The following is a 17,984-nucleotide window of genomic DNA, read 5'->3' on the forward strand; positions in this document are numbered from 1 at the left end:
CGTTTCCTGTTTGTGCGTGTTTATGGCATGGCGTCTTCAATGACGTATTTGCCGCGCTTTACCGCCTGACGTCGCCAGAAAAGTAAAATGAGTGTCGAGATGGCGGTCCCCACCAGCGCAGCCCCAAACCAGCCCACTGCCGCCGTGATGCCACCCATTCCGCTATGATGGAGCAAGAAGAGGGAGAAAATGCCCGCTCCCGGCGTGGACAACCCGATGCCCATTGCACCGACAATCGCACCGGTCACCATTGAACCCAATACGAATGAACCAATGACCCGCAGCGGATCTTCAATAGCCATTGGGATCGCCCCTTCGGTAATCCCCGCCAGCCCCAACAACCACGTTGACTTACCGGTTTCGATTTCAAACTGTTTGAAGAGATGTGGAGCCAGCAGGGTTGATGCGGTCACCGTGAAGGCGGACACCATTTTGACGGAGGCAAAAATGGCATACGGCCCATAGACACCGTTCGCCATCGCCCCCAGACAGAATGCATACGCCGCTTTATTGACCGGCCCGCCCAGATCGAATGAACACATAAAGCCGAGAAGCGTCCCCAGCAGCAGCGCGTTAGCCCCCGACAGTCCGTTGAGCCAGGCGGTGAGTGAATTGTTTATCCACGCCACGGGCTCACCGATCACAAACAGCATCAGACTGCCCGCCCCCAGCACGCCAATAACCGGATAGAGGTAATAGGTCAGAAAGCCGTTATAGCGATTATTGAGACGAATATGATTTTTCACCCAGCGCATCAGGTAGCCGGCAATCAACCCGCCGGCGATCGCTCCCAAAAAACCAGAGCCGATCATATTCGCGGCAAGACCGGCGGCGAACCCCGGAGCCAGGGCGGGTTTATCCGCCAGTGAGTAAGCTGTATAGGCGGCGAGCACGGGCACCATCAAAATGCCGAGCATGCCACCGCCGAGTTTGCGGTACATCCACAGCCATGAGTTTTCCTGATCGAACAGATGCTGTAAGCCCAGCATCTGCGCCAGCAGTACCGAGATAGCCAGCACCGTACCTCCCGCCACAATCAGCGGTACAGCAAACGAGATACCGCTCAGTAGCGCCTGCTTAAGCTCTGTTTTGAAGCTCTTTTTATCCCCGTTCTGAGCCTGCACAGGGCGAGTATCCTGAGAAGGCTGCAATGCCAGAGCGCGCTCAATAAGGGCTTCAGCATGGCGAAGCGGTTCCGCTACCGGTACGGAAAGCGTGGGGATCCCCTGGAAGCGTTCGCTCTCTTTAACCGCCACTTCAGCAGCCAGAATACAGGCTTGCGCATGCTGCAATTGCCAGGCCGTTAACCGACCTTCAATACCGTTCGCCCCCTGTTTTTCCACCACCACGTTTACACCCAGCTTACGTCCCGCTTTCTCGAGGTATTCAGCAGCCATATACGTATGGGCAATCCCTGCCGGACAGGCGGTCACACAGACAAGGGTTGGCGCATCCACCAGAGGTGACGCTTCCTCAACCTGTGACGTTTCGTCCAGAGCAGCAAGCAGGGCTTCTGCCGTCGTCGCCGCCATCACGCGTGCCCGGAGTGCGTCATCAGCCAGCCGGGAAGTCAGCTCCGTTAACACCTGTATATGTGTTGAACCCGCTTCAGCAGGTGGAATAGCAAGCAGGAAAATCAATTCAACGTCTTCAGGGCCATCCACGCCTTCCCATTTAAGCGGCGCGTCCAGCGTTGCTACCGCAAAGGCAGCCTCTTTCACCACGGGCGATTTGCCATGTGGTACCGCCAGCCCTTCCCCCAGTGCGGTAGGGCCAAGCGATTCCCGACGGAAGACTTCTGCCAAAAATTCATCACCATCGGTAATTTTTCCCAGCTCCAGCAGTCGCATCGTTAGCTGGCGTATTGCCTCATCACGGCTGCCATAGTGCCCCTTCACACAGACAGCGCCGGGATGGGTCAGGGTCGTCAGGTTCATACGGATCCTCACACTTATGTTGTTTTTATCTGAGGGCGATTGTGACAGACGAAACAATACATTTATGTGATCATTTTCACTAACAATCATAATTTGTATCTAAATTGTATTATTTACAAATGATGGAGTGAAGGCATAATTCCGTGAAAAGGTATTAAGCGGGCAATACAAAATGGGCAATAAACCAATGTACCGGCAGATAGCCGATGCGCTACGCGAGAAAATTCATGCCGGTGAATTAAAGCCTGGCGATGCATTGCCAACGGAATCCAGCCTTCAGGAGGCATTCAGCGTCAGCCGCGTGACGGTAAGACAGGCATTAAAACGGCTTACGGAAGAACAAATCATCGAAAGCATTCAGGGCAGCGGCTCCTATGTAAAAGAAGAGCGTGTCAACTATGACATCTACCAGTTAACGGGTTTTTACGAGAAACTGGCCGACCGAAATGTGGACACCCACAGCGATGTGAAAATTTTTGAAGTGATAAAAGCGGACGCGCGGCTGGCAGGAAAGTTAGACCTTAACCCGGACGATAAAGTCTGGCACGTCAAGCGCGTGCGCTTTATCAAGCAAAAGCCGGTAAACCTCGAAGAAACGTGGATGCCGCTGGCGATGTTCGCCGACCTCACCTGGGAAGTGATGGAGAACTCCAAATATCACTACATTGAACAAGTCAAAAAGATGGTTATCGATCGCAGTGAACAGGAGCTGGTACCGGTGATGCCGTCCGAAGAGGCGATCGCCGCGCTGGCGCTCGATCCGGCAAAACCTATCCTGGAGAAAGTGTCTCGCGGTTTCCTGAAAGACGGCAGAGTTTTTGAATACAGCCGCAACGTTTTCAATACTGACGATTACAAATTCACCCTGGTTGCCCGACGCAGGCAATAAAAAAGGCCACTTTTCAGTGGCCAACCATGTCGAAACGGACATTTTTTTATTTCAACGCTCCCTTTTCAGGGAGCAGAGAGGACTTACTTAATGATGGATTTCAGTGCTTCGCCGATATCCGCCAGGCTGCGAACAGTTTTCACGCCTGCGGCTTCGAGCGCTGCAAATTTCTCATCAGCCGTACCTTTACCCCCGGCGATAATCGCGCCTGCGTGACCCATACGCTTGCCTTTTGGCGCAGTCACACCCGCGATGTAACCCACAACCGGTTTGGTCACGTGCTCTTTGATGTAAGCAGCCGCTTCTTCTTCAGCGCTACCACCGATCTCACCGATCATGACGATCGCTTCGGTCTGTGGATCTTCCTGGAACAGTTTCAGGATATCGATGAAGTTAGAACCTGGGATCGGGTCACCGCCGATGCCCACACAGGTGGACTGGCCGAAACCGTAGTCAGTGGTCTGCTTAACCGCTTCATAGGTCAGGGTACCGGAACGGGAAACGATGCCCACTTTGCCCGGTTTGTGAATGTGGCCCGGCATGATGCCTATTTTGCACTCGCCCGGGGTGATAACGCCTGGGCAGTTCGGGCCGATCATACGCACGCCAGCTTCATCCAGCTTCACCTTCACGGTCAGCATATCCAGCGTCGGGATACCTTCGGTGATGGTGATGATCAGTTTGATGCCTGCATCGATCGCTTCCAGAATGGAGTCTTTGCAGAACGGAGCCGGAACGTAGATAACGGTCGCGGTCGCGCCAGTGGCTTCTACTGCTTCGCGCACGGTGTTGAACACCGGCAGGCCCAGGTGCGTGGTGCCGCCTTTACCTGGCGTCACGCCGCCAACCATCTGCGTACCGTAGGCAATTGCCTGTTCGGAGTGGAAAGTCCCCTGGCTACCGGTGAAGCCCTGGCAGATAACCTTGGTATCTTTATTAATTAAAACTGACATTATTTCCCCTCCACTGCGGCAACAACCTGCTGAGCTGCATCCGTCAGACTTTTCGCTGCAATAATATTCAGGCCGCTGTCAGCCAGTTTTTTCGCGCCGAGTTCAGCGTTGTTACCTTCCAGACGCACAACCACCGGAACGTTAACACCCACTTCTGCTACCGCACCGATGATACCGTCGGCGATCAGGTCACAACGTACGATACCGCCGAAGATGTTAACCAGAACGGCTTTCACGTTGTCATCAGAGAGGATGATTTTGAATGCTTCGGTTACGCGCTCTTTGGTTGCACCACCGCCTACGTCGAGGAAGTTGGCTGGCTCACCACCGTGCAGCTTAACGATGTCCATCGTGCCCATTGCCAGGCCCGCACCGTTAACCATGCAGCCGATGTTGCCATCCAGCGCCACGTAGTTCAGTTCCCACTGTGCAGCCTGCGCTTCACGCGGGTCTTCCTGAGACTGGTCGCGCATTTCGCGCAGATCGGACTGGCGGAACAGTGCGTTGCCGTCAGCGCCCAGTTTACCGTCGAGGCAGATCAGATCGCCCTGAGTGGTGATCACCAGCGGGTTGATTTCGATCAGCGCCAGGTCGCGTTCCAGGAAAATCGTTGCCAGACCCATGAAGATCTTGGTGAACTGCTGAACCAGCTTACCTTCCAGACCCAGTTTGAACGCCAGCTCACGTCCCTGGTAAGGCATTGGGCCTGCCAGCGGATCGATAGCCACTTTATGGATCAGATGAGGGGTTTCTTCCGCCACTTTCTCGATTTCCACGCCGCCTTCAGTAGACGCCATGAACACCACGCGACGGGAGCTACGGTCAACCACCGCGCCCAGGTACAGTTCTTTTGCGATATCAGTCGCCGCTTCAACCAGGATCTGGTTTACCGGCTGGCCATTCGCATCTGTTTGATAGGTTACCAGGCGTTTACCCAGCCAATGTTCAGCAAAAGCACGGATCTCTTCTTTGCTCTTAACAACCTTCACACCGCCCGCTTTACCACGGCCACCAGCGTGAACCTGACATTTAACTACCCAAGGGCCGGAACCGATTTTAGATGCGGCTTCTTCTGCTTCACGTGGGGTAGTACAGGCATAACCCACCGGAGCCGGTAAGCCATACCGGGCAAACAGCTGTTTGGCCTGATATTCATGTAAGTTCATGTGTTCTATCCATCCTTCAGGGTAATCGTTATCTTCAAACCTGTAGACCGACGCGATCTGTGTGCCGGATGGCACTACGCTTATCCGGCCTACAGGGCAGGTGACGCTAAAGTGTTACTACACGTCCAACAGCAGACGTGTTGGATCTTCCAGCAGCTCTTTAATGGCAACCAGGAAGCCCACGGACTCACGGCCGTCGATCAGACGGTGATCGTAAGAGAGTGCCAGGTACATCATTGGCAGGATCTCAACTTTACCGTCTACCGCCATAGGGCGATCTTTGATGGCATGCATGCCGAGGATCGCACTCTGCGGTGGGTTGATGATTGGGGTAGACATCAGTGAACCGAATACGCCGCCGTTGGTAATGGTGAAGTTACCGCCAGTCAGGTCATCTACGGTCAGCTTACCGTCGCGGCCTTTAACAGCCAGCTCTTTGATATTTTTCTCGATGTCAGCCATGCCCAGAGTATCCACATCACGCAGAACCGGGGTCACCAGGCCACGTGGCGTAGAAACCGCCATGCTCACGTCGAAGTAGTTGTGGTAAACCACGTCATCGCCATCGATAGACGCGTTCACTTCCGGGTAGCGTTTCAGCGCTTCAACAACCGCTTTCACGTAGAAGGACATAAAGCCCAGACGGATACCGTGACGTTTTTCAAACGCATCACCGTACTGCTTACGCAGATCCATGATTGGCTTCATGTTTACTTCGTTGAAGGTGGTCAGCATCGCGGTGGAGTTTTTCGCTTCCAGCAGACGCTCAGCCACGCGCTTACGCAGGCGAGTCATTGGCACGCGTTTTTCACTGCGTGCGCCCAGGGCAGGCTGTGCTGCCGGGGCTGCCACCGGGGCTTTGGCTTCGGCTTTCGCCGGTGCTTTCGCCAGGTGTTTCTCGATGTCTTCGCGCGTCAGACGACCACCCACACCGGTGCCTTTAATAGCCGCCGCGTCCAGGTTGTGTTCAGCCAGCAGGCGACGGATCGCCGGGCTCAGCGCGTCGTTGTTCTGCTCTTCCAGAGACGCCTGCTGGCGCTGCGCTGGAGTAGACGCTTTCTCTTCAGATTTAGCGCTGGTCTCTTTACCAGAGCTGTTGCCTTCACGCAGGCGACCCAGGATCTGGCGAGAAGTCACGGTCGTGCCTTCATCTTCCAGCACTGCATCCAGAATGCCATCCGCTGAAGCCGGTACTTCCAGTACCACTTTGTCAGTTTCGATTTCTACCAGCACTTCGTCGCGGGTTACCGCATCGCCTGGTTTTTTGTGCCAGGTGGCGACAGTCGCATCTGCTACGGACTCAGGCAGGTCGGGAACAAGAATATCTACGCTACTCATTATGTATCCTTTAATTAATCGACGTTCAGCGCGTCATTGACCAGATCTTGCTGCTGCTTCTGGTGAACGGACATATACCCTACCGCCGGAGAGGCGGAGGCCGGGCGACCTGCATAACGCAGGGCTGACCCAAATGGAATCACTTCACGGAAATGATGCTGGCTGCAGTACCATGCGCCCTGGTTGAGCGGCTCTTCCTGGCACCAGACAAAATCATGTACGTGAGCATACGGTTTCAGCGCTTCCTGCACCGCCTGGTGCGGGAATGGATAAAGCTGTTCGATACGCACGATGGCGACATCTTTCTGGTCGTTCTTACGGCGCTGTTCCAACAGGTCGTAATAAACCTTACCAGAACACATCACCACACGCTTCACAGCTTGCGGATCCAGTTCGTCAATCTCACCGATGGCTGGCAGGAAGGTGCCATTTGCCAGTTCATCCAGGCTGGACACGGCCAGCGGATGACGCAGCAGAGATTTCGGCGACATCACCACCAACGGACGGCGCATACCGCGCAGCGCCTGGCGACGCAGCATGTGGTAAACCTGAGCCGGCGTGGACGGCACACAGACCTGCATGTTCTGCTCGGCGCAGAGTTGCAGATAACGTTCCAGACGCGCAGAGGAGTGCTCCGGACCCTGCCCTTCATAACCGTGTGGCAGCAGCATCGCCAGGCCACACATACGGCCCCACTTCTGCTCACCGGAAGAGATGAACTGGTCGATAACCACCTGCGCACCGTTGGCGAAGTCACCGAACTGCGCTTCCCAGATGGTCAGGGTGCGTGGTTCTGCGGTGGCGTAGCCATATTCAAATGCCAGTACCGCTTCTTCAGACAGCACGGAGTCCCAGACCTTGAACTGGCCCTGACCGTTATGGACGTGCTGCAGCGGGGTGTAGGTTGAACCGTTAGACTGATTGTGAACCACCGCGTGACGGTGGAAGAAGGTGCCACGGCCCGCATCTTCACCGGACAGACGAACAGGAATGCCTTCGTCAACCAGCGTCGCGTAAGCCAGTGTCTCTGCACCGCCCCAGTCGAACAGCTTCTCACCTGCCGCCATAGCCTGACGGTCAGAATAGATCTTCTGTACGCGAGACTGCATCTCAATGGCGTCTGGTACAGTGCTGATGCGTTTAGCCAGCTCCTGCAGGCGCTTCATCTCAACCTTGTTCGGGTAGCTCTCATCCCACTCGTGGTTGAGGTACGGCGACCAGGTAAAGGAGTGCATATTCATTGGGCGCAGCTCTTTCACTACGCATTCACCCGCATCCAGCGCGTCGCGGTAGAGGTTGACCAGCTCGGTCGCATCTTCCAGCGTGACGACTTTGTCGTTTTCCAGCTTGTCAGCATAGATTTTACGCGGCGTCGGGTGCTTTTTGATTTTCTGGTACATCAGCGGCTGGGTTGCACTTGGCTCATCAGCTTCGTTGTGGCCGTGACGGCGGTAGCAGAACAGGTCGATCAGCACATCGCGTTTAAAGGTGTTACGGAAGTCCAGTGCCAGACGGGTAACAAATGCCACTGCTTCCGGGTCATCCGCATTAACGTGGAAGATCGGTGCCTGCACCATCTTACCGATGTCGGTGCAGTACGGAGTGGAGCGTGCATCCAGTGGGTTAGACGTGGTGAAGCCTACCTGGTTGTTGATCACGATGCGAACGGTACCGCCCACTTCATAACCACGCGCCTTGGACATGTTCAGGGTTTCCTGAACCACGCCCTGGCCAGTGATGGCTGCATCACCGTGAATGGTAATTGGCAGCACTTTATTGCTGCTCGGCTCGTCCAGTCTGTCCAGACGCGCACGTACAGAACCGATAACCACCGGGCTGACGATTTCCAGGTGTGACGGGTTAAACGCCAGCGCCAGGTGAACCAGACCGCCTTCGGTTTCGATATCAGACGAGAAGCCCATGTGGTACTTCACGTCACCGGTGCCAAGGTGTTCTTTATGTTTGCCTGCGAACTCGTCAAACAGATCCTGCGGTTTTTTACCCAGTACGTTGACCAGAACGTTCAGACGACCACGGTGCGCCATGCCGAGAACCACTTCGCGGGTACCGCTGTTGCCAGCATGGCGAATCAGTTCTTTCAGCATTGGTACTAACGCATCACCGCCTTCCAGCGAGAAGCGTTTTGCGCCCGGGAATTTCGCACCCAGATAACGCTCAAGGCCTTCTGCTGCGGTCAATTCATTCAGGAAGCGTTTTTTCTCATCAGCCGAGAACGTCGCGTGGCCAGCCACGGACTCAATGCGCTGTTGGATCCAGCGTTTCTCTTCTGTAGAGGTGATGTGCATGTATTCCGCGCCGATGGAGCCGCAGTAGGTTTGCTTGAGCGCGTTAATCAAATCGCCCAACTTCATCGTGTCTTTGCCGATGGCAAAGGAACCTACGTTAAAGCTTTCCTGGAAATCGGCCTCGGTCAGATCGTGATAAGCCGGATCGAGATCCGCTACACGGTCTTGCTGCCACAGTCCCAGCGGATCGAGATTCGCATGCTGGTGACCACGGAAGCGATAAGCGTTGATAAGCTGCAGGACTTTAACCTGCTTCGCATTGGTGTCAGGGTCGGAAATCGCAGAAGAGTAACGTGAGGCATCCTTCGCCAGACGACGGAAATAATCACGTGTTTTGGAATGGAATTGATCCGGTTTGACTCCCGTGCCAGGCAACTGCTGGAACATGGAACGCCAGTTAGCGTCCACTGAGTCAGGATCGGTTAAGAAGTCTTCATAGAGCTGTTCTATCCAGCTCTGGTTAGCACCAGAGAGGTAAGAAGAGTCCAGCCAGGCTTTCATTGCGCCGTTCTGCATCGTGATCCCTTAAGCATTTTTATGCTTACTTTCGCCGTAGAAACTACCACGTACAACACGTACGTGCCGGGGTTCACCTGCGAGCTCTTATTGGCTCGCGAAGGAACCTTTAAAAACTGTCCTAAGGGATTTTCCCTTACCCTGCCCTCTCCCCACAGAGGCGAGGGGAAAGGCGTCGGCAGTTTTTAAAGATTTCCTACAATCCGTTCCCTCTCCCTGTGGGAGAGGGTTAGGGTGAGGGGAACAGCGCTCCCCTCTCACTACTTACGCACTGCGCTGCAACAGCATCGACTTAATGTGGCCGATGGCGCGCGTCGGGTTCAACCCCTTCGGACACACGCTGACGCAGTTCATGATGCTATGGCAGCGGAATACGCTGAAAGCATCACTTAGCCCTTCAAGGCGGTTATCGGTTTCGGTGTCGCGGCTATCGATCAGGAAACGATAGGCAGCCAGCAGACCGGCCGGGCCGATAAACTTGTCCGGGTTCCACCAGAACGACGGGCAAGACGTTGAACAACATGCACAAAGAATACACTCGTACAGCCCATCGAGTTTTTCACGCTGCTCAGGAGACTGTAAGTGCTCACGAGCGGGTGGATTTTGCCCATTATTCAACAAGTAAGGCTTAATCTTCTCATATTGTGCATAGAATTGCCCCATGTCCACCACCAAATCGCGCACGACCGGCAGGCCTGGCAGAGGACGGATAACAATTTTCTGACCCGGGCGCTGCAGCGCTGAAACTGGCGTGATGCAGGCCAGGCCATTTTTGCCATTCATATTCACGCCGTCGGAGCCACACACCCCTTCACGGCAGGAGCGACGGAATGACAGCGTTGGGTCTTTTTCTTTCAGCTGCATTAATGCATCCAGCAGCATCATGTCACGGCCTTCTTCTGCTTCCAGCGTGTAATCCTGCATACGCGGAGCATCGTCTACATCCGGGTTATAACGATAAACTGAGAATTCGAGTTTCATTGTCCTGTCTCCGCATTAGTAAGTACGAATCTTCGGCGGGAACGCCGGACGCAGTTTCGGTTCCATATTGACGCTACGACGCGTCATGGTTTCCGACTCTGGCAGATACAGGGAATGGCACAGCCAGTTTTCGTCATCCCTTTCCGGGAAGTCGAAGCGGCTATGCGCGCCACGGCTCTCGGTACGGAAGTTTGCCGACACCGCAGTGGCGTAAGCGGTTTCCATCAGGTTATCCAGCTCCAGACACTCAACGCGCTGGGTGTTGAACTCGCTGGAGGTGTCATCCAGACGGGCGTTTTTCAGACGCTCGCGGATAGCCTTCAGCTGCTCCAGGCCTTTCGCCATCGCGTCACCTTCACGGAAGACCGAGAAGTTGTGCTGCATACATTCCTGAAGCGCTTTACGGATTTCCACCGGATCTTCGCCGTTACGGTTGCCGTTCCAGCGGTTGAGGCGTTCGAGAGAAGCATCAATTTCAGCTTCGGTGGCATCCAGCAGGTCGCCTTGCTCGGCAATGGATTCCTGCAGATGCAGACCCACCGCGCGGCCAAACACCACGAGGTCAAGCAGGGAGTTACCGCCCAGACGGTTGGCACCGTGTACGGATACGCAGGCGATTTCGCCCACCGCAAACAGACCCGGGATAACCACATCTTCACCCTGCTCGTTCACGGTCAGTGCCTGGCCGGTTACTTTGGTCGGAATACCGCCCATCATATAGTGGCAGGTTGGGATAACCGGGATCGGCTCTTTGACCGGGTCGACGTGAGCGAAGGTACGGGACAGCTCCAGGATGCCCGGCAGACGGGATTCCAGAACCTCTTTACCCAGGTGGTCGAGTTTCAGCTTAGCGTGTGGCCCCCACGGACCATCGCAGCCGCGACCTTCACGGATTTCGATCATGATAGAACGCGCTACCACGTCACGACCCGCCAGGTCTTTCGCATTCGGGGCATAACGCTCCATGAAGCGCTCGCCGTGTTTGTTCAGCAGATAACCACCTTCACCACGGCAGCCTTCTGTCACCAGTACGCCTGCACCAGCGATACCCGTTGGGTGGAACTGCCACATCTCCATATCCTGCACCGGCACGCCAGCGCGGATAGCCATACCCACGCCGTCACCGGTGTTGATGTGGGCGTTGGTGGTGGACTGATAAATACGGCCTGCACCGCCGGTCGCCAGCACGGTGGCGCGGGCTTTGAAGTAAACCACTTCACCGGTTTCGATACACAGCGCGGTACAACCCACCACTGCGCCATCGGCGTTTTTCACCAGATCCAGCGCGTACCACTCGGAAAAGATGGTGGTGTGGTTTTTCAGGTTCTGCTGATACAGAGTGTGCAGCAGTGCGTGACCAGTACGGTCAGCCGCCGCTGCAGTACGTGCCGCCTGCTCGCCGCCGAAGTTTTTCGACTGGCCGCCAAACGGACGCTGATAAATGGTGCCATTTTCCAGACGGGAGAATGGCAGACCCATATGATCCAGCTCCAGAATCGCTTCCGGGCCGGTCTTACACATATATTCAATGGCGTCCTGGTCACCGATGTAGTCGGAACCTTTTACCGTGTCGTACATGTGCCATTCCCAGTTATCTTCATGGGTATTACCGAGTGCCACGGTGATACCACCCTGCGCAGACACGGTATGGGAACGGGTCGGGAATACTTTAGAGAGCAGCGCACAGGTCTGGCCGCTCTGGGAAATTTGCAGCGCTGCGCGCATACCTGCGCCACCAGCACCAATCACAACAGCATCAAATTCTCTGACTGGCAGTTTCATTACACACCCCACACCACAACGAATCCATAAATAACGTAAACCACCAGTGCAACGACGATAGCCAGCTGCAGAGGAAGGCGAATGGCCAGTGGTTTAACGTAATCGGTCAACACCTGCCACATGCCAATCCAGGCATGAATAAGGATGGAGAACAGAGCCAGCAGGGTGAACACTTTGGTGAAGGCAGATCCGAAGAACCCACTCCAGATTTCCCACGTCAGCTCGCCGCTGGTCGCGAAGAAACCGATCATATAGATGATGTAAAGCGTGAGGACGATGGCAGTAGCGCGGACCAGGATGAAGTCATGTACGCCGTTGCGTCCTAATGCGGAGGCGTTGCTTACCATACGAGAACTCCTGCAAGAAGTGAAAGCACGACTGTTACCACAAATGAAATGTTAGCGGAGCGTTTCCCGGCTTCGAAAGTTTCTTCCAGGTAGCCGAAGTCCATCAGCATATGACGCACACCCACAACAACATGGTACGCCAGCGCCGTCAGAATGCCCCACATGATAAATTTCACGAAGAAGCTGTTCATGATGGCCGAGGCCTGGAGGAATCCTTCAGGAGAAGAGAGGCTAGTCCCCAGTAACCACAGCAGAATGCCGACCGCCACAAACGTAATCACACCAGACACACGGTGCAGAATGGACGCGATTGCTGTTACAGGGAACCGGATCGTTTTGAGATCCAGATTGACAGGTCTTTGTTTTTTCACATTTCTTATCATGAATAACGCCCACATGCTGTTCTTATTATTCCCTTTGGATTTCGCGTTACAGAAAGGCGGCAAGTCCGGGAAACCCGGGAGCATAGATAACTATGTGACCGGGGCGAGCGGGCGCAGCCAACGCACCTGTAACGTGAAAGACTATGGGATTTCCTTCCTCCGGCTGCGATGCGGGTCATACAGCGTTCCTTTTCTATAACTGCGCGTCATGCAAAACATTGCTTCCAGATGCTAAAACGACACGTTACAACGCTGGGTGGCTCGGGATTGCAGGGTGTTCCGGAGACCTGGCGGCAGTATAGGCCGTTCACAAAATCATTACAATTAACCTACATACAGTTTGTCGGGTTTTCTCTGGAACAGTGATCAGGGTCACGATAACAACATCTTTTTAAATTTTAATCATCTGATTTGACAAATGTTAAACAATATTGTTACAAACGTCATCAGAAAAGGCATATAATGCGCAAAAGTTATGAGGTCTCTCTTTCACCTGAGAAATAGTTATGTAACAGTGTGATGGTATTGACCGAAGTTATCAGGACAGTTATTAGTGATATACAGGTTTGAATAATTCGGACTGTAAAAACGCTGGTTTGCTGTAGTTTCACTGATATTTCATCCGTTTACCTGCAAGGCGCCATAGCTCTGTACCCTGGTTTCTCCTCGTGAGCTGAGCGGTAAGCCAAATAACAATCTGGTAACGGTGATTAACAGCTGAATGCAAATCCGCTGAACAGCAGTCTTAAGCATAAGGCGCTAAGGAGACCGTAAATGGCTGATACAAAGGCAACGCTCACCCTAAATGGTGACACTGCTATTGAACTGGATGTGCTAAAAGGCACGCTCGGTCCGGATGTTATTGATATCCGTACGCTGGGTTCCAAAGGGGTGTTCACCTTTGACCCTGGATTCACCTCTACCGCATCTTGCGAATCCAAAATCACCTTCATCGATGGTGACGAAGGTATCCTGCTCCACCGCGGTTTCCCCATCGATCAGTTAGCCACCAATTCCAACTACCTGGAAGTGTGCTACATCCTGCTGAACGGCGAAAAGCCAACGCAGTCGCAGTACGATGAATTCAAAACCACCGTAACTCGCCACACCATGATCCATGAGCAGATCACCCGTCTGTTCCATGCGTTCCGTCGTGATTCCCACCCGATGGCCGTCATGTGTGGTATTACCGGTGCCCTGGCAGCGTTCTACCACGACTCTCTGGACGTGAATAACCCACGCCACCGTGATATCGCGGCGTTCCGTCTGCTGTCCAAAATGCCAACAATGGCGGCGATGTGTTACAAATACTCTATCGGCCAGCCGTTTGTTTACCCACGTAATGACCTCTCCTACGCCGGTAACTTCCTGCGCATGATGTTCTCCACACCATGTGAAGAGTATGTGGTCAACCCGGTACTGGAACGCGCGATGGATCGTATTCTGATCCTGCACGCTGACCACGAACAGAACGCATCGACCTCCACCGTCCGTACCGCAGGCTCTTCAGGCGCGAACCCGTTTGCCTGTATCGCTGCCGGTATCGCGTCCCTGTGGGGACCCGCGCACGGCGGCGCGAACGAAGCTGCGCTGAAGATGCTGGAAGAGATCAGCTCTGTTGAGCACATTCCTGAATTCGTGCGTCGCGCGAAAGACAAAAATGACTCCTTCCGCCTGATGGGCTTCGGTCACCGTGTTTACAAAAACTATGACCCACGCGCCACCGTGATGCGTGAAACCTGCCATGAAGTGCTGAAAGAGCTGGGCACCAAAGATGATCTGCTGGAAGTGGCAATGGAGCTGGAACACATTGCGCTGAACGACCCGTACTTCATCGAGAAGAAACTCTACCCGAACGTAGACTTCTACTCCGGTATCATTCTGAAAGCGATGGGTATTCCGTCTTCCATGTTCACCGTGATCTTCGCTATGGCACGTACCGTAGGCTGGATTGCGCACTGGAACGAAATGCACAGCGAAGGCATGAAAATCGCCCGTCCTCGCCAGCTGTACACCGGCTACGAGCAGCGTGATTTTAAGTCTGATATCAAGCGCTGATGTTAGCAGGGTGCGGCCTGATGCCCTCACCCTAACCCTCTCCCACAGGGAGAGGGAACAAACATTAAAAACGGCAACCCTGGGGTTGCCGTTTTGCTTTTACCTTGTGCGGCCTGATGCCCTCACCCTGACCCTCTCCCACAGGGAGAGGGAACAAACATTAAAAACGGCAACCCTGAGGTTGCCGTTTTGCTTTTACCTCTGGCACCCCGGACACCAGTAAAACGGTCTTGAAGAGAGTGTTGTCTTCTCAATCACACCACCGCACCGCTCGCATACCTCACCATCCCGGTGAAAGACCCTGAACCGGAACAGCGCCCCGTGGTGCTTGTTATCATCCACCACGCCACGCGTATGGTACGACAGACGCGGAATATCCAGCAGCGCGTGGGATAACGCATCGAGTTGTGCATCACTCAGTTGCGATGCTTTATGCTGCGCCGCCAGCCCCACGTCCCAGAGAATTTCTACCCGCAGGTAGTTTCCTAACCCGGCCAGAAATGCCTGATCGAGTAGCAGACCAGAGAACTGCCGGTTACGGAATGCGGCTGATAACAAACGGGCTTTCACATCGCTCGCCGTCAGCCGCATATCCAGTACATCCGGCCCCACGCGCTGCAGAAACGGGTGCGTAAGCAACTGCTCCGGCGTTAACATTTCGATATCTGAAGCGCTATACAGCAGGATAGCTTTATCCGTCGTTTGCAACCTGACGCGCAGCACACGGGTCGTTTGCGGCTGCTCATTAGCGTTAACCACTCGCCACACGCCATAAAGCTGGTTATGGCTGTATAACGTCAGGTTATGGGAAAAGTGCGTGAGCAATGCCTTGCCGCGCGTGTCGATATGAGTCACCGTCTGCCCCACCAGCTGTGATTCAAACGGTTTCAGTTGAGGGAAAGCAAACCAGACATCCGTCAGGGGTTTGCCCTTTATCGCCGCCTCCAGGCTATCCGCTGCGCGGCGGATCTCCGGGCCTTCTGGCATCTTTTCATCCTTATCGTAAATATCAGGCGCTGACGAGGATCCCGTGTTCAGCAAACGCCGCCCGCAAACGACGCGCAAAACGCAGCGCGTGCTCGCCGTCGCCGTGTAAACACACCGTATCCGCCTGTACCTTTGCGGATGTACCGTCAATCGCAATGACCTGACCCGTACGCACCATCTCCAGCGTCTGCGCCAGAGCCTGTTCTTCATCAGTGATGAGTGCCCCGGGCTGAGTGCGGGGGACCAGGCTCCCGTCAGCCTGATACCCCCTGTCGGCAAACACTTCCTGCCGGGTGGCTAACCCCAGACGCTGCCCGGCGCGAATCAACTCACTACCCGCCAGACCAACGAGGATAAGCTGTGGGTCACAGTCCCGCACCGCGCTGGCAATGGCATCTGCCAGAACCGGATCTTTTGCCGCCTGGTTATAGAGCATACCGTGCGGCTTCACATGACGCAGTACGCCCTGCTGAGCACGGACGATCGCCTCCAGCGCACCAGTCTGGTAAAGCGTCTGGGCATAGACTGTCTCAGGGGGTAATACCATTGCCGTTCTGCCAAAATTTTCCCGGTCGGGAAAGCCAGGATGAGCACCTATCGCAACGCCATTTTTAATGGCATTACGCACGCTCGTCAGCATCGTTTGCGCATCACCCGCGTGAAAACCACAGGCGATATTGACCGAGGAAACCAGCGTCATCAGCTCTGCATCGGCGCTGCCGCCTTCACCCAGATCGGCGTTTAAATCAATCTTTACCATCAAGCCTCCACGCCAGCTGTTCCAGGTAGCGCTGTTGATCCTGCCGGGCTTTTAGCGCCTCTTCCAGCGAACATTGCACAAAGTGAATCGGCTGCCCGAGAGGAATTTGCGCCAGATGGTAGCGATCGGCCTCAATAATACAGGCAATACGCGGGTAGCCTCCCGTTGTCTGCGCATCGTTCATCAGCACAATAGGTTGTCCGTTATGGGGTACCTGAATTACGCCAGGCAATAACCCGTGCGACAGCATCTCGCGATCCGTCGTTCTGGTCAGCGGCTGCCCCTGCAAACGGTAACCCATGCGATTACTCTGCGGGCTGATCTGCCACGGTGAGCGCCAGAATGACTCCTGAGAAACCTCGTCGAACTCGTGATATTCCGGCCCCGGCAAGGCGCGAATACGGTTTCCCCAGAGCAGTTGTTTAACTCCCTGAGTGGTCGAGAAATGGCGGGAGGTGGGTTTAATCGCGAGACGATCGCCATCACGAAGCAAGCGCCCTTCAAGCCCACCAATGCCTGCTTTCTGATCGGTACTGGCCGACCCCATCACATCCGGTACATCGATGCCGCCAGCAACCGCAAGGTAGCTGCGCATACCGTGCAGAGGACGCCTGAGGATCAGGCGCTGACCGGCTTTCGCCCGTAAACGCCAGCCAGTCCATACCGCTTTATCATCAAGCGTTGCGTCGCAACCTGCACCGGTCAGGGCAAACCAGGTCTCCTGATTAAATTCGATGACACACTGACCCAGCGTGATCTCCAGCGCCGCCGTGCTGCCGGGATTGCCCACCAGCACATTCGCAACCTCCAGAGCGGGCCTGTCCAGCGCGCCACAATAGCTCACACCTGACTGACGCAGACCAAACCGGCCGGCATCCTGAACGGTGGTGTAAAGCCCCGCACGAATAAGCGTTAACATACCCCCTCCTTCTGCGGGATAAAGCGAAGGGTATCACCAGGACGAAGCAGTATTGGTGAGTCCTGCCCCGGCTCAAATAACGGTGTGGAGGTGTATCCGATAAGCTGCCAGCCACCAGGCGACGCAATCGGGTAGATCCCGGTCTGTTCACCACCAATCGCTACCGTTCCTGCAGGAACACTCAGACGAGGTTCGGCGCGGCGCGGTGTATGCAGCGCCGGAGATAATCCCCCCAGATACGGAAAGCCGGGCTGAAACCCTAAAAACCAGACGACGTAGTTAACCGAGCTATGCAGCTCAACAACCTGCTTTTCCGTTAATCCGCAGTGCTGCGCCACCACCGTGAGATCGGGACCACGTTTGCCGCCGTAGACCACCGGGAGCTCAATCGCCCGGGACGCTGGCTCCAGCGCCTCGCTCTCTTCCCACCAGCACTGCAAACGTTCAATAGCATCCAGCGCCAGCGTATGCGGATTACGCAGAACAACGGTGATGTTATTCATGCCCGGAATCACTTCAACGACCTCCGGCATATCGGCCAGACGCTGCGTTAGCCGCCAGATACGCTTTTGCGTGGCAAGCGTGACCGGTGGCTCCAGTTCCAGAACCACTGCCGTTTCACCCAGAAGATAACAACGCGCTCGCTGCACTCAGGTACCTCT

The 17,984-nt window shown here is 54.9% G+C and carries 15 protein-coding genes; 2 read left to right on the forward strand and 13 right to left on the reverse strand.

The genetic code is table 11. The features are described from left to right. Positions 1 to 20 precede the first annotated feature (20 nt). Positions 21 to 1,937 carry a PTS 2-O-a-mannosyl-D-glycerate transporter subunit IIABC gene (gene mngA / locus ACJ9N4_RS01795; protein ID WP_182919602.1) on the reverse strand — a complete coding sequence of 639 codons (1,917 nt, stop codon included), beginning with the start codon at positions 1,935 to 1,937 and terminating at the stop codon, positions 21 to 23. Positions 1,938 to 2,109: 172 nt separating this feature from the next. Between mngA and ACJ9N4_RS01800 the strand changes: the two genes are divergently transcribed. Then, the gene (locus ACJ9N4_RS01800) at positions 2,110 to 2,826 is read left to right on the forward strand and encodes a GntR family transcriptional regulator (protein ID WP_182274154.1); all 717 of its coding nucleotides are present in this window, start codon (positions 2,110 to 2,112) and stop codon (positions 2,824 to 2,826) included. A gap of 83 nt (positions 2,827 to 2,909) precedes the next feature. On the opposite strand, the gene sucD is transcribed toward ACJ9N4_RS01800, so the two are convergent. The 8 genes from sucD to sdhC form a co-directional block, all read right to left on the reverse strand. Then, a complete protein-coding gene (gene sucD, locus ACJ9N4_RS01805; RefSeq protein ID WP_008501094.1) occupies positions 2,910 to 3,779 on the reverse strand; it encodes a succinate--CoA ligase subunit alpha in 870 nt (289 codons plus the stop codon). Then, positions 3,779 to 4,945: an ADP-forming succinate--CoA ligase subunit beta gene (sucC, locus tag ACJ9N4_RS01810; RefSeq protein WP_182274153.1), complete on the reverse strand. Its 1,167-nt coding sequence runs from the start codon at positions 4,943 to 4,945 to the stop codon at positions 3,779 to 3,781. Before sucC ends, sucD begins: the two co-directional genes overlap by 1 nt. A 117-nt stretch (positions 4,946 to 5,062) precedes the next feature. After that, positions 5,063 to 6,283 carry a 2-oxoglutarate dehydrogenase complex dihydrolipoyllysine-residue succinyltransferase gene (gene odhB / locus ACJ9N4_RS01815; protein ID WP_182274152.1) on the reverse strand — a complete coding sequence of 407 codons (1,221 nt, stop codon included), beginning with the start codon at positions 6,281 to 6,283 and terminating at the stop codon, positions 5,063 to 5,065. Between the two features lie 14 nt (positions 6,284 to 6,297). Beyond that, a complete protein-coding gene (gene sucA / locus ACJ9N4_RS01820) occupies positions 6,298 to 9,105 on the reverse strand; it encodes a 2-oxoglutarate dehydrogenase E1 component (RefSeq protein ID WP_182274151.1) in 2,808 nt (935 codons plus the stop codon). A gap of 264 nt (positions 9,106 to 9,369) precedes the next feature. Next, positions 9,370 to 10,086, reverse strand: a complete 717-nt coding sequence (locus ACJ9N4_RS01825; protein ID WP_297119135.1) for a succinate dehydrogenase iron-sulfur subunit — start codon at positions 10,084 to 10,086, stop codon at positions 9,370 to 9,372. A gap of 15 nt (positions 10,087 to 10,101) precedes the next feature. Further along, a complete protein-coding gene (gene sdhA, locus ACJ9N4_RS01830; protein WP_182274149.1) occupies positions 10,102 to 11,868 on the reverse strand; it encodes a succinate dehydrogenase flavoprotein subunit in 1,767 nt (588 codons plus the stop codon). Next, on the reverse strand, positions 11,868 to 12,215 hold the full coding sequence (gene sdhD / locus ACJ9N4_RS01835; protein ID WP_012016623.1) for a succinate dehydrogenase membrane anchor subunit: 348 nt from the start codon (positions 12,213 to 12,215) through the stop codon (positions 11,868 to 11,870). The genes sdhA and sdhD overlap by 1 nt, the downstream gene beginning before the upstream one ends. Beyond that, positions 12,209 to 12,613, reverse strand: a complete 405-nt coding sequence (gene sdhC / locus ACJ9N4_RS01840) for a succinate dehydrogenase cytochrome b556 subunit (RefSeq protein WP_182274148.1) — start codon at positions 12,611 to 12,613, stop codon at positions 12,209 to 12,211. Before sdhC ends, sdhD begins: the two co-directional genes overlap by 7 nt. A gap of 759 nt (positions 12,614 to 13,372) precedes the next feature. Here sdhC and ACJ9N4_RS01845 point away from each other — a divergent pair. After that, complete coding sequence (locus ACJ9N4_RS01845; protein WP_182274147.1) at positions 13,373 to 14,656, forward strand: citrate synthase; 1,284 nt, start codon at positions 13,373 to 13,375, stop codon at positions 14,654 to 14,656. A gap of 195 nt (positions 14,657 to 14,851) precedes the next feature. Here ACJ9N4_RS01845 and nei read toward each other — a convergent pair whose 3' ends face one another. Genes nei through pxpB form a run of 4 tightly spaced genes read right to left on the reverse strand, consistent with a single transcriptional unit; the run spans position 14,852 to position 17,972 of the window. After that, on the reverse strand, positions 14,852 to 15,643 hold the full coding sequence (gene nei, locus ACJ9N4_RS01850) for an endonuclease VIII (RefSeq protein WP_411500207.1): 792 nt from the start codon (positions 15,641 to 15,643) through the stop codon (positions 14,852 to 14,854). A 22-nt stretch (positions 15,644 to 15,665) separates the two neighbouring features. Further along, positions 15,666 to 16,403, reverse strand: a complete 738-nt coding sequence (gene pxpA, locus ACJ9N4_RS01855) for a 5-oxoprolinase subunit PxpA (RefSeq protein WP_196390996.1) — start codon at positions 16,401 to 16,403, stop codon at positions 15,666 to 15,668. Further along, positions 16,390 to 17,322, reverse strand: a complete 933-nt coding sequence (gene pxpC / locus ACJ9N4_RS01860) for a 5-oxoprolinase subunit PxpC (protein ID WP_196390995.1) — start codon at positions 17,320 to 17,322, stop codon at positions 16,390 to 16,392. Before pxpC ends, pxpA begins: the two co-directional genes overlap by 14 nt. After that, the gene (pxpB, locus tag ACJ9N4_RS01865) at positions 17,316 to 17,972 is read right to left on the reverse strand and encodes a 5-oxoprolinase subunit PxpB (protein ID WP_196390994.1); all 657 of its coding nucleotides are present in this window, start codon (positions 17,970 to 17,972) and stop codon (positions 17,316 to 17,318) included. Before pxpB ends, pxpC begins: the two co-directional genes overlap by 7 nt. Positions 17,973 to 17,984 lie beyond the last annotated feature (12 nt).

Origin of the sequence: Enterobacter sp. LM3, from assembly GCF_046622475.1 — a bacterium.
Taxonomy (GTDB): Bacteria; Pseudomonadota; Gammaproteobacteria; order Enterobacterales; family Enterobacteriaceae; genus Enterobacter; species Enterobacter cloacae_P.